The sequence below is a fragment of the Streptomyces sp. NPDC028314 genome (assembly GCF_055565795.1).
Genome location: NZ_JBVHTP010000022.1, coordinates 1 through 11,951, shown reverse-complemented (window position 1 = coordinate 11,951; position 11,951 = coordinate 1). Strand labels below are relative to the sequence as shown.

The following is an 11,951-nucleotide window of genomic DNA, read 5'->3' as shown; positions in this document are numbered from 1 at the left end:
ACCTTGCGATCAAGGCTGCAACGAATGCAACGTTGATTACATGATTACACCCGAGCAGCAGACACAGCTCCGTACCTGGTTCTCGGACCGCCTGCCGGTGGACGTCTACGAGTCCCTGGTGTCGGTCACCGTCGACCGCGAGGAGATCACGGTCGTCGGGACCATCCCGGCGACCGAGTCGGTCAAGGAGTTCCGCGAACGCACCCGCGAGCAGCGCATCGAGGTCGCCCGCGAGGCGGAGGAGCTCTACCGCCGCAAGGTCGCCTGGGCCGTCCGGTCCGGCGACGAGACCACCCTCTTCACCCACCTCGCGGTCCCGGTGATGACCCGGCTGCGCCAGTCCGAACGCCAGGTCCTCGACACCCTGGTCGCGGGGGGCGTGGCGCGCAGCCGGGCCGACGCGCTCGCCTGGTGCGTGCGGCTCGTCGGCCGCAACACCGACGAGTGGCTCGGCGAACTGCGCGACTCCCTCGACAAGGTCCGCCAGGTCCGCTCCCAGGGCCCCGACATCGAGCCGGACGCCGAGGCGGACATCAAGAAGTCCGGGTCCGAATAGCGGAAACCGTCGCCGGGCACGCAAGATCCCGGAAGGGTAGCCGGGAACACCTGAACCCAGGGAGAGGCACGCACACCATGACCACCACCGTCGAATACATCCGCTACCGGATCGCCCCGGGCGACCAGCCGGAGTTCGAGGCGGCGTACGGCCGGGCCGCCGAGTCGCTGGCCGCCTCGCCCGAGTGCATCGACTACGAGCTGGCCCACAGCGAGGAGGAGGAAGAGCGCTACATCCTCCGCATCCGCTGGACCTCGGTCGAGGACCACCTCCAGGGCTTCCGCAAGGGCGACCAGTTCCCGGCGTTCTTCACGGCGATCCGCCCGTACGTGAGCAACATCGAGGAGATGAAGCACTACCGGGTGACCGACGTGGTCGGCCCGGGGAAGGCCGCCGGCCGGTCATGAGCACCTCGCCCGACACCACCCCCACGATCTACGAGTGGATGGGCGGCGCGGAGGCGATGAACCGCCTCACCGACGCCTTCTACGCGCACGCCCTGCGCGACGAGATCCTGGCCCCGGTCTTCGCCGGCATGGACTCGGAGCACCCGCAGCACGTCGCCGTCTGGCTGTCGGAGGTCTTCGGCGGCCCGTCGGACTACTCCGCCCACCACGGCGGCCACCAGCACATGGCCACCAAGCACCTGGGCCGCGCCATCACCGAGGAGCAGCGCCGCCGCTGGGTGGACCTGCTCCTGGACACCGCCGACGAGGTCGGACTGCCGACGGACCCGGAGTTCCGGGCGGTGTTCGTGTACTACATCGAGTGGGGCACCCGCATGGCCCTGATCTACTCGGGCCCCAACCCCCCGCCGGTCGACGCGGCCAAGATCCCGGTCTGGTCCTGGGGCCAGACCCCGCCCTGGGTTCCCAAGCCCCCGAAGACCCCGTAGCCCGGGTGGGGGCCCCGGGCCCCCACCTCCCCGGCAGTCCCGGCGCTTCCGGCATTCCCGGCTCTACCGGCACTCCAGGGCTCCGCGCATTCCCGCGCTCTCCCGGCGCTCCCCGTACTCCCCGGGAAGCCGTCCCGGCTCAGCTCCGGCGGCGTCCCGGACCCGCTGTCCGGCCCGGCCCCTCGGCCCGGTCGGCGAGCAGCACCGTCAACGGCGCCGCCCCGTCCGGCCCGTCCGGATCCCGTGCCCCGCGCCAGAACTCCACGGCCTCCTCCAGGATCTCCCGCAGCGTCTCCCAGTCCCGCGGGCGGGCCTGCGCGTACTCCCGCCAGGAGGTCACCGCGATCAGCCGCCCCGGCGCCCGCGGCAGCCACGACAGGTCGATCAGCGCGTCCGCCAGCGCGTCCCAGTTGCCGCCGAACCACTCCGGCACCCGCAGCACGTGCCCGCAGCGCCGCATCAGCTCGGCCTTGCTCCGTACGCCGTCCAGGTCCAGCAGGAGGGTCGTCCACCCCGCCTCCTCCGCGGCGGCGAGGGCCGGCCCGAGCGGCTGCGCTTCGAGGGTCATCGGAGAACCGCCTTGAAGGTCTCGTAGTGGTCGTCCGTGTAGAAGAACTCCCCGCCCTCGCCCACGACGATCCGCCGCGCGCCGCGGTCCCGTTCGCCCGATGTCTTCACGGTGAACTCGTGGTAGTAGCCGCGCTTCTGCCGGGGGAGGGCCTTCTCGAAGTTCCCGAAGACGGTCCCGTCCTGCCGGTAGGGGTACGGCCCGCCCCTGTCGATCAGCACCAGCACGTCGCGCGCCTGCTGCGGCAGCGCGTCCGCCCGTACGGTCGCCATCCCCTTCGCCCACCCGGGCGCGGCGGCGTCACCCCCGACGGAGGCGGAGGCCGGGGTGCTGGCGGCGGCAGGCGCGGGTTTCGTCCCGCCGCAGCCCGCCGCACCGACCAGCGCGGCACAGAGGAACAGAGCCCCCAGCACACGCAGCAACGATCGGGGCACGTTCCGAAAGATCATGCACCGATCGTGCCAAATATCCGATTCGCTCGCGAATCGCCCAGTGGCTTCAGAGAGCGGCCATCTTGGTGTAGGGACTCAGGATTCGTTTCTGGACCGACCCGAAGTCGACGAGAACAGCGATCCCCTCCTCGATTCCGACGACACGACCGAGGCCGTGTTCGTCGTGAGTAACCCGGTCGCCGACGCTGAAGTGCCGCAGGGGCGCTTCCACGGGGGCCTTGAACGGGCTGGACGGCAAATGGCGGCGAGGTACTGCTGACTTTGTCATTGAAACCAGTATGCGCCCCACAGGCCGCCCTACGGTCCGCCGTTCGGATCTCAATTCCGGCACCATCCGCACCACCGTGCCGCGGCCGGGCCCCGGCCGGGCCCCGGTCAGTCGTCCGGGTCGGCCCGCTCCAGCGCCGGCCGCAGCCCGGGGGCCGACTCGGTCAGCAGGTAGTCGGCCACCGCCGTGTCCGTGACGAGGCTGGTCACCAGCCCCGAGCGGAGCACCGCCCCGATCGCGGAGGCCTTGCGCAGCCCGCCGGCGATCGCCACGACCTCGGGGATCCGGCGCAGCCGGTCGGCCTCGACGGTGATGCACCGCTCGCCCAGATCCCGCCCGACCCGACGGCCCTCGGAGTCGAACAGGTGGGCGGACATCTCGGCGGCGACCCCGAGCGAGGCGTAGTGGGCCCGCTCCTCGTCCGTGAGCATGTCGTGGACGGTGGAGATCCCCGGCTCCCAGGAGCCGATCGACACGGCCGCGACCGTGACCTTGTCGAAGTACTCGAAGGCCCGCGCGATGCCCGTCTGGCTCCGCAGCGCGGCCGCGGTGGCGGGATCGGGCAGCAGCATCGGCGCGTAGATCGGGTGCGCGTCGCCGCCGGAGACCTGTGCGGCCCTCCGTACGGCCTCCACGGAGCCGCGCTCGGCGGTTCCGGCGTCGTACACGCCGGTGAGCTGGACCACGGTGCACGGCGGCAGCCGGTGCAGGGAGGCGGCCATGTGGATGGTCGACCGGCCCCACGCGAGGCCCAGCACGTCGCCCTCGTTGACCAGCTCGCCCAGCAGATCGGCGGCGACGGCGCCGAGGTTCTCCGGATCGGGCGCGTCCTCGGTCGCGTCGGCCGGCGATTCGACCACGACCGCGTGCCGCAGCCCGTACCGGGCGCGGAGCGCGTCGGACCGCTCGGCGTCGAGTTCGGCGGGAACGCGGATCTCGATGCGTACGAGGTCGCGCTCCAGCGCCGTCTCCAGGACCCGGGCCACCTTGAAGCGGCTCACGCCGAACTCCTCGGCGATCTGGATCTTGGACTTCCCCTCCAGGTAGAAGCGGCGCGCCATGGCCGCCGCCTGAACCAGCTCCGCGGGTCCCATCCGCAGGGCTGACCGTCCCGCCGACATTGCAGACACCGCGTTCTCCTCACTGCTGTTCACACTCTCGTGTTCACACTCTCGACTCGCCGTTCATCCTGTCAGATCCGACGGCCGTTGATCAGCCTGGACAGCCTCCGTTCACCGAGCTGTTCACCAAGCCTTGTCTCAGTGGTCGCAAGCCCAGGGCGCCGCCGCGATGGCCGCACCCGCCTGGTCACGCAGCGTCCGCACCGCGGCGGCCGGGTCGACCGCCCCGTAGACCGCGCTCCCGGCGACGAACACGTCCGCGCCGGCCTCCGCGACGCGCTCGATCGTCGAGGCCGAGACCCCTCCGTCGACCTGGAGCCAGAGGTCCAGCCCGTGCTTGGCGATCAGCTCCCGGGTACGGCGGATCTTGGGCAGCATGATGTCGAGGAAGGCCTGCCCGCCGAAGCCGGGCTCCACCGTCATGATCAGCACCATGTCCAGCTCGGGCAGCAGGTCCTCGTACTGCTCGATGGGGGTGGCCGGCTTGAGGGCCATGGCCGCCCGCGCCCCCATGGCACGGATCTCCCGCGCGAGGCGGACCGGCGCGGCGGCGGCCTCGGCGTGGAAGGTGACCGAACCGGCACCGGCCTCCACGTACTGCGGCGCCCAGCGGTCGGGGTTCTCGATCATGAGGTGCAGGTCGAGCGGAATGTCCGTGGCCCGGCTCAGGGATTCCACGATCGGTACGCCGAGGGTGAGGTTCGGGACGAAATGGTTGTCCATGACGTCGACATGCAGCCAGTCGGCCCCCTCCACGGCCCTCGCCTCGTCGGCGAGCCGGGCGAAGTCGGCGGACAGGATGCTGGGATTGATCTGAACGGCCATGCCCCAAGGTTGCCATGCCCCCACCCGGTTCCGGCCACTACCCCGCAAGTCCCCGTGCGCTTAGCGATGCTTAAATGATCATGGAGTACATATCACTTGTCCTTCGGCATCCGTTCGGCCACCGTTCTGACCGTGCCTTCCGCCCCCACCCCGCCCCCGGACGCCCCCGCCGAACCGGCCCCGACCCCCGCCACGATCCCGGCCACCGCGGCCGCCGAACCCGCCTCGCCCTGGCGCAACCAGGACTTCCGCACCCTGTTCACGGCCGCCACGCTCAACCAGCTCGCCACCAACACCGGCCACGTCGCGATCCCCCTCCTCGCCCTCACCGCCCTCGACGCCGCCCCGGGCCAGATCGGCACCCTCGCCGCGCTCTCGACCCTCGCGTTCCTCCTCATAGGCCTGCCGGCCGGCGCCTGGGTGGACCGCCTCCGCACCCGCCGGGTCCTGATCACCGCCGACCTCGCCCGCGCCGCCCTCTTCGCCTCGCTCCCGCTCGCCTGGGGGCTCGGCCGGCTCAGCCTGGGCCAGCTCTACGCCGTCGTCCTCCTGGGCGGCTGCGCCACGGTCTTCTCCGACGTCGGGGCCCAGAGCGTGCTGCCCCGCCTGATCGGCCGCGAGGGCCTGGTCCGGGCGAACGCCGCCCTCGTCACCCTCATGGCCGCCGCGAACATCGCCGGCCGCGGCGCGGGCGGGGCCCTGGTCGCCGCCCTGACCGCACCGATCGCCCTCGCCTGGTCGGCGGCGGCCTACCTCGGCTCCGCGCTCCACCTGATCCGGATCCGGCCCGCCCCGGCGCCGCCCGCCGTCGTGCGCGCCTCGCTCCGCGCCCAGATCAAGGAGGGCCTGCGGCACGTCCTCGGCCACCCCGAATTACGGGCCCTGGCGATGACCGCCGCCCTGAACAACCTGGGCATCTCGATCCTCAACACCATGCTGCCGGTGCTGTTCGTCCGGGAACTGGGCCTGTCGGCCGCCGCGCTCGGGCTGTTCTGGGCGGCCGGCGGGCTGGGCCTGCTGCTGGGCGCCCGGCTGGCCCGGCCCCTCGCCGCCCGGCTCGGCTACGGCCGCGCCCTCGCATTGAGCCTGACCCCGGCGGCGCTCCTCGTACCGCTGCTGGACCACGGCCCGTGGCTCTGGACCGCCGGCGCCGGGTGGCTGCTGGCCATGACGACGATCGGCTCCAACAACGTCCTCGGCGTCAGCCTGCGCCAGCACCTGACCCCGGACCCCCTGCTGGGCCGCATGAACGCCACCTTCCGGTTCATGCTCACCGGCGCCGTCGCCCTCGGCGCCGCGCTCTCGGGCCTCCTCGCGGAACTCACCACGCTCCACACCGCCCTCTGGACGGGAGCCGCCGTCCTGGCCCTGGCCGGCACCCCGGTGCTCCTCTCCCCGGTCCGCGGGAGGCGGGGCGGAGTCTGAGGAGCCCCGGCGGCGGCCCGGGCCCAACGGCTACGGCTACGGCTACGCGGTGCGGCGGAGCAGGGCCAGGTACATCGCGTCCGTCCCGTGCAGGTGCGGCCACAGCTGGACGTCGGGGCCGTCGCCCAGCGCCGGTACGCCCGCCATGTACGGCCTGGCGTCGATCAGTTCGGCCGACACCGGCGACGCGCCCGCGCCCCGGCCCTTCAGGACGTCGTCCACGACCACCCGGGTCTCCGCCAGGTGCGGGGAGCAGGTCGCGTAGCCGACGACGCCGCCGACCCGGACCGCCGACAGCGCCTCGCGCAGCAGAGCGCGCTGGAGCGGCGCGAAGCCCTCCAGGTCCTCCGGACGGCGGCGCCAGCGCGCCTCGGGGCGGCGGCGCAGCGCGCCCAGCCCGGAGCACGGTACGTCCATCAGGACCCGGTCGAAGGAGCCCGGCTGCCACGGCGGGCGGGTGCCGTCCGCCGTGATCACCTGGTACGGGCCGGGATTGCCGGCCAGCGACTTCTCCACCAGGCGCGCCCGGTGCGGCTGCTTCTCGGAGGCCAGCAGGAACGCCCCCCGCTGCGCGGCCAGCGCGGCGAGCAGCGCGGCCTTGCCGCCCGGGCCGGCGCAGCCGTCCAGCCAGCGCGCGTCGCGGCCCTCGACCGGGGCCGCCGCCAGGGCCATCGCCACCAGCTGACTGCCCTCGTCCTGCACTCCGGCGCGCCCCTCGCGCACCGCCTCCAGCGCCCCCGGCTCGCCGCCCTCGGCCATCCGGACGGCGTACGGGGACCAGCGCCCGGGCAGCGCCGAGTCCTCGCCGACCGCCTCCAGCAGCTCCTGCGGGGTGGACCGCCCGGGCCGCGCCACGAGGGTGACCTCGGGCCGCTCGTTGTCGGCCTCCAGCAGGTCCTCGATGCCCGCGCGGCCGCCGCCCAGGGAGTCCCACAGCGCGCTGACGACCCAGCGCGGGTGGGAGTGGTACACCGCCAGGTGTTCCTCGGCGTCGTCCTCGTACGGCGGGGCGACCCGCTCCAGCCAGCCGTCCAGGTCGTGCGCGGCGATCTTGCGCAGGACGGCGTTCACGAACTTGGCGCGCCCGTCGCCGAGCACCACCCGGGCCAGCTCGACGCTGGCGGAGACCGCCGCGTGGGTCGGGATCCGGGTCCCCAGCAGCTGGTGCGCGCCGAGCGAGAGCACGTCGAGGACCGGCGGGTCCACCTCCCGCAGCGGCCGGTCGATGCAGGCCTTGATGACCGCGTCGTACGTCCCCTGGCGGCGCAGCGTCCCGTACACCAGCTCGGTCGCCAGCGCCGCGTCCCGCGCCTGGAAGCTCTCGTCCTGGCGGGCCTTGCGCAGCAGCGGCGGCAGCACGAGGTTGGCGTACGCGTCGCGCTCGCCCACCGCGCGCAGCGCCTCGAAGGCCAGCATCCGGACGGGGTCCTTCTTCGGCCGGCGGTAGGGCTTGCCCTGCTTGCCGCCCGGGGCGCCGTCCTGGTTCCCGGACGGCTTGCCACCCCCGCCCGCGGCGGGTCGACGACGAGGCTGACGAGGCTGTTCGCTCACGTGAAAGGTGCTCCGGATGTACGAGGTGCCACGGGTGTGCGGTGACGGGAATCGGGTGGGATCAGCCTACGTCGGCCCCGCCCAGGCGCTCGCCGGGCGCGATCCGCACCCCGCGCGCCCAGTCGGCGCCCTTCATCGGCTTCTTGCCCTGGGGCTGCACCCAGAGCAGCTCCACGGCGTGCGAGCCGGTGCCCGCGTAGACGTTGTTCTTGGCGGGGGCGAGCTCGCCGGGCGCCAGGTCCGTGCGGTCGGTGACCAGGCCGACGGAGATCAGCTTGAGCCGCTCTCCGCGGAAGACGGTCCAGGCACCGGGCGCCGGCGTGCAGCCGCGCACCACGCGGTCGACGCGCATCGCCGGGGCGGTCCAGTCGATCCGGGCGTCCTCGACGGTGATCTTCGGCGCGAGCGAGATCCCGTCGGCGGGCTGCTCGACGGCGCGCAGGGTCCCGTCCTCGATGCCGTCCATGGTGGCGGCCAGCAGTCCGGCTCCCGCGAAGGCGAGCCGGGTCAGCAGGTCGCCGCTGGTGTCGGTGGGCTTGATCCCCTCGGTCAGGATCCCGTACACCGGACCGGTGTCCAGCCCCTCCTCGATCCGGAAGGTGGACGCGCCGGTGACCTGGTCGCCCGCAATGATCGACTGCTGGACGGGCGCGGCCCCGCGCCAGGCCGGCAGCAGGGAGAAGTGCAGGTTGACCCAGCCGTGGCGGGGGATCTCCAGGGCGCTCTTGGGGAGCAGCGCGCCGTACGCGACGACCGGGCAGCAGTCCGGGGCGATCTCGCGCAGCCGGGCCTGGAAGTCGGGGTCGCGCGGCCGGACGGGCTTGAGGACCTCGATCCCGGCCTCCTCGGCCCGTTCGGCGACGGGGCTCGCGACGAGCCGGCGGCCGCGGCCGGCCGGTGCGTCGGGCCGGGTGACGACGGCCGCGACCTCGTGCCGCCCGGAGGCGATCAGGGCGTCCAGGGCGGGCACGGCTACCTCGGGGGTGCCTGCGAAGACGAGCTTCACCGGTTCCTACCTCGCTATCTCGGCTGTCAGCAGCGCACCAGTCTATGGGGGTGCGCGCAGGGCGGCCCACCTGCGGTCCTGAGGGGGCGTACGCACACCCGCGCGCCTCTCGCATATGCCGACACGCCCCCACAGCGTGACCTGGGCGCCCGGTGGCGCGTTGGTCAAGAGAGATTGACCAAAACGGGCCGCGTGTGACCTGTGTCTGCGGCCCGATCCGCCCTTCAGCACCGGTTCGAGAGGCTTCTTCATGGCCGACCACGCCACCCACGACGCCCAAGCCCGGGCCAGCCTGCACCTGCTGGTGCGGGACATCGAGCGGGTTCGCCGGCAGGTGGATGCCCTGCGTACGCTCACCGCCCAGCTCGGCAACGTGTACCGCCCGCGCCGCTCCGGTCCCTCCACGGGCTTCGTCGTCTACGGCCGGGCGCCCGCGCCCACCGTCCGCCTCGCGCAGGAGCTGCGGGACAGCGTCGAGACGCTGGTGACCGCCGCGGTCGACTTCGACCGCTCGCTCGGTTTCTCGTGGGACGCGGTCGGCTCGGCGCTCGGGGTCACCAAGCAGGCCGTGCACCGCCGCTACGGGGCCCGGCGCGCGCAGGCCGCCGAGTCGGTCGAGGCACCGGCCGAGGGGACGACCACCCGGACCCTGGGCCCGCTCCCCACCGTCCCGGCCGCCCGCTCGGTACCTCCGCAGCCCGTACGCGAGGAGTCGCAGGCCGGGGCCCCGGCCGGGGCGGCCCCCCGCTCGCCGGCCTTCCCGGGCCCGCGCAACGGCTGAACGTGCCCGACCACGGCCCGCCGCCGGGACGCCGACCCCCGACGGCCGGCGCGGTCCGACCGCAGCGCCGCGGCATCCGCCCCCGGCGGAGTACCCGAAGGGTCGCTCCGCCGGGGGCTTTCGGCGTCCCGCGCAGCGGCGCCCGCCCGGTCAGCCGATGTCCGGCGGGTCGATCCGGACCCGGACCGACTCCGACGCCGGCACGCCCCGCGCCATCCGGGCTGCCTGCGCCGACTTCAGCGCGGCCGCCAGGGCCGCCCCGCTGCCGGGCCGGACCCTGACCAGCGCCCGCTCCCCCGCCGAGGGCTCCCCGCGCCGCGCCGGCAGTGGCACCGGCCCCAGGATCTCGGCGTCCCGGGGCAGCTCGGCGGCGGCCAGGAAGGCCTCCACCGCCTCGCCCCGTCCGGCGACGGCAGCCATCCGGGACACGGGCGGGAAGCCCAGCTGGGCCCGCTCCGAGAGTTCCCGCACGGCGTGGCCGACCGGGTCCCAGCGCACCAGGGCCTGCACCGGCCGCAGCGTCGGCTCGGCCACCACGACGACCTGCCCGTCCCCCCGGACCAGCGAGGCGGCGGCGATCCAGCGCCGCAGCGCGTCCTCGCCCGCCCGCAGGTCGGGCCGGGTCAGCATCGCCCAGCCGTCCAGCAGCAGGGCCGCCGCGTACCCGGCTCCGGCGGCGACGGGCTCGGCCCCCGGGGTGCACACCACCAGCGCGGGCCGGTCCGGCACCTCGTCCAGTACGTGATCGCGCCCGGAGGTGCGCACGGGCACGGCCGGGAAGGCCCGCCCCAGCTCCTCGGCGGTCCGCCGCGCGCCCACCACCCGGGCCCGCAGCCGCACCGACCCGCACTCCTCGCAGTGCCAGGACGGCTCGGCGCGCCCGCACCACCCGCACTGCAGGTCCCGCTCGTCGGGAGCCTCCAGCGGCCCCGCGCAGACCCGGCACCGGGCCGGGGCCCGGCAGCGCTCGCACGCCAGCCGGGGCACGTAGCCCCGCCGCGGCACCTGCACCAGTACGGGCCCGGTCTTCAGCCCCTCCCGCACGGTCTCCCAGGCCAGGCTCGGCAGCCGCGCGGCCCGGGCGGCCTCGTCCCGGGCCAGCAGCTCGTCCCCCACGGTCCGGATCCGGGGCGCGCAGGCCCGTACGGTCTCGCGGTCGGCAACCAGCGGCCGGGCCCAGCCCGACTCGACGAGCTGGGCGGCCTCCACGGTGCAGCTGGTGCTCCCGGCCAGGAAGGCGCAGCCGTCGCTGACCGCGCGCAGTTCCAGCACCTCCCGGACGTGCGGGAAGGGGGCGTGGTCGTCGCTGTGGCTGGAGTCCCCGTCGTCCCAGATCGCGACCAGCCCGAGGTCCCGTACGGGCGCGAACATGGCGGCCCGGGTCCCGACGACGGCCCGCACCGAACCCCGGCTGACGGCGAGCCACTGCCGGTAGCGCTTCTCGGGGCCGGACTCGGCGGTCAGCAGCGCGTGCCGCCCCTCGCCCAGCAGGGCGGTGAGCGCGGCGTCCACCCGGCCCGCGGTGCGCCCGTCGGGCAGCACGGCCAGGGCGCCGCGCCCGGAGGCGAGGGTGGCGGCCATGGCGCGGGCGAGCTCGTCGGCCCAGCCCGGTCCGGGCAGGGCGGTCCAGACGGCGCGCGGGGTACCGCCGGTGGCGAGCGCCCGCAGGAAGGCGGGGCCGGCGCCGTACCGCGCCCAGCCGGCCGGTTCGGGGGCGGGGGGCGCCGGCAGCGGCTCCGGTGAGGGCTTGGACTCCGCGCGGGCGTTGCGCGGGGGCAGGGCGAGCTGGAGGACGTCGGCCAGGCTGCCGGCGTACCGGTCGGCCACGGCGCGGGCGAGGGCGAGCATGCGGGGGCTCAGCACCACCTCGGGCGAGACCACGTGGGCCAGCGCGGCCAGCGCGCCGTTGTAGTCGGACTCGGCCCGCCGCTCGACGATGAAGCCGTCGATGAGCCCGCCGCCTTCGCGGCGGCCGCCGTGCACCTGGTGGGAGCCGGCCCCGAAGCGGACCCGGACCCGGACGCCGGGCTGCGCGGCCTCGGCGAGCTCGGCGGGTACGGCGTAGTCCCAGAGCTGGTCGAGATGCAGGACGCCCTTGTTGACGAGGATCCGGGCGACCGGCAGTTCCTCGGCCAGCGCGGCGCCGCGCCAGGTCCGGGGCTTGGCCTTGGGCGCCTTGGCCTTCGCCTCGGCGACCATCTCCCGGATCAGCGCGAGCTGTTCCGGCGGGCCGCCGGAACTCCCGTCCCCGCCCCGCTGCTCGGACTCGTTCGCGCTGCTCACACCCGCATTCTTACCAAACGCCACCGACAGCCGCGGCATGCGAAGGCCCGGGAGGACGGCACGGGGAAGGCCCCGGACCGCAGGGTCCGGGGCCTTCCGTCACGAGCGGTACCGCTCAGAGACCCGCTGCGGCGCGCAGGGCGTCCACGCGGTCGGTGCGCTCCCAGGTGAAGTCCGGCAGCTCGCGGCCGAAGTGGCCGTAGGCGGCGGTCTGCGCGTA

The 11,951-nt window shown here is 74.5% G+C and carries 13 protein-coding genes; 5 read left to right on the top strand and 8 right to left on the bottom strand.

The genetic code is table 11. From position 1 onward, the window contains the following. Nucleotides 1-40: 40 nt before the first annotated feature. The 3 genes from ACZ4TG_RS35345 to ACZ4TG_RS35335 all read left to right on the top strand — a co-directional run bounded on the left by ACZ4TG_RS35345 (nucleotide 41) and on the right by ACZ4TG_RS35335 (nucleotide 1,451). Complete coding sequence (locus ACZ4TG_RS35345; protein ID WP_468171520.1) at nucleotides 41-556, top strand: hypothetical protein; 516 nt, start codon at nucleotides 41-43, stop codon at nucleotides 554-556. A 77-nt stretch (nucleotides 557-633) separates the two neighbouring features. After that, complete coding sequence (locus tag ACZ4TG_RS35340; RefSeq protein WP_468171517.1) at nucleotides 634-963, top strand: antibiotic biosynthesis monooxygenase family protein; 330 nt, start codon at nucleotides 634-636, stop codon at nucleotides 961-963. Beyond that, nucleotides 960-1,451 carry a group II truncated hemoglobin gene (locus ACZ4TG_RS35335; protein ID WP_468171514.1) on the top strand — a complete coding sequence of 164 codons (492 nt, stop codon included), beginning with the start codon at nucleotides 960-962 and terminating at the stop codon, nucleotides 1,449-1,451. The genes ACZ4TG_RS35340 and ACZ4TG_RS35335 overlap by 4 nt, the downstream gene beginning before the upstream one ends. 139 nt (nucleotides 1,452-1,590) lie before the next feature. Here the strand turns inward: ACZ4TG_RS35335 and ACZ4TG_RS35330 are convergent, their stop codons facing one another. The 5 genes from ACZ4TG_RS35330 to rpe all read right to left on the bottom strand — a co-directional run bounded on the left by ACZ4TG_RS35330 (nucleotide 1,591) and on the right by rpe (nucleotide 4,685). After that, a complete protein-coding gene (locus ACZ4TG_RS35330) occupies nucleotides 1,591-2,019 on the bottom strand; it encodes a barstar family protein (RefSeq protein ID WP_468171511.1) in 429 nt (142 codons plus the stop codon). After that, on the bottom strand, nucleotides 2,016-2,468 hold the full coding sequence (locus ACZ4TG_RS35325; protein WP_468171508.1) for a guanyl-specific ribonuclease: 453 nt from the start codon (nucleotides 2,466-2,468) through the stop codon (nucleotides 2,016-2,018). The genes ACZ4TG_RS35330 and ACZ4TG_RS35325 overlap by 4 nt, the downstream gene beginning before the upstream one ends. A 49-nt stretch (nucleotides 2,469-2,517) precedes the next feature. After that, nucleotides 2,518-2,739, bottom strand: a complete 222-nt coding sequence (locus tag ACZ4TG_RS35320; RefSeq protein ID WP_267797429.1) for a CarD family transcriptional regulator — start codon at nucleotides 2,737-2,739, stop codon at nucleotides 2,518-2,520. Nucleotides 2,740-2,846: 107 nt separating this feature from the next. After that, entirely contained in the window at nucleotides 2,847-3,860 is a 1,014-nt protein-coding gene (locus ACZ4TG_RS35315) for a sugar-binding transcriptional regulator (RefSeq protein ID WP_411106652.1), read from the bottom strand. A gap of 138 nt (nucleotides 3,861-3,998) precedes the next feature. Beyond that, nucleotides 3,999-4,685 (bottom strand): ribulose-phosphate 3-epimerase, encoded by a 687-nt coding sequence (gene rpe / locus ACZ4TG_RS35310; protein WP_468171504.1) that lies wholly within the window; start codon nucleotides 4,683-4,685, stop codon nucleotides 3,999-4,001. Nucleotides 4,686-4,880: 195 nt separating this feature from the next. Here rpe and ACZ4TG_RS35305 point away from each other — a divergent pair, with 195 nt between their 5' ends. Next, entirely contained in the window at nucleotides 4,881-6,110 is a 1,230-nt protein-coding gene (locus tag ACZ4TG_RS35305) for an MFS transporter (RefSeq protein WP_468171842.1), read from the top strand. Nucleotides 6,111-6,152: 42 nt separating this feature from the next. Here the strand turns inward: ACZ4TG_RS35305 and ACZ4TG_RS35300 are convergent, their stop codons facing one another. Further along, nucleotides 6,153-7,661, bottom strand: a complete 1,509-nt coding sequence (locus ACZ4TG_RS35300) for an RsmB/NOP family class I SAM-dependent RNA methyltransferase (RefSeq protein ID WP_468171500.1) — start codon at nucleotides 7,659-7,661, stop codon at nucleotides 6,153-6,155. Nucleotides 7,662-7,722: 61 nt separating this feature from the next. Next, nucleotides 7,723-8,667: a methionyl-tRNA formyltransferase gene (fmt, locus tag ACZ4TG_RS35295; protein WP_468171497.1), complete on the bottom strand. Its 945-nt coding sequence runs from the start codon at nucleotides 8,665-8,667 to the stop codon at nucleotides 7,723-7,725. Between the two features lie 250 nt (nucleotides 8,668-8,917). Between fmt and ACZ4TG_RS35290 the strand changes: the two genes are divergently transcribed. Further along, nucleotides 8,918-9,448, top strand: coding sequence for a hypothetical protein (locus ACZ4TG_RS35290; RefSeq protein ID WP_468171494.1), 531 nt, complete (start codon nucleotides 8,918-8,920; stop codon nucleotides 9,446-9,448). A gap of 150 nt (nucleotides 9,449-9,598) precedes the next feature. Here ACZ4TG_RS35290 and ACZ4TG_RS35285 read toward each other — a convergent pair whose 3' ends face one another. Next, entirely contained in the window at nucleotides 9,599-11,731 is a 2,133-nt protein-coding gene (locus ACZ4TG_RS35285) for a primosomal protein N' (protein WP_468171491.1), read from the bottom strand. Between the last annotated feature and the right edge of the window lie 220 nt (nucleotides 11,732-11,951).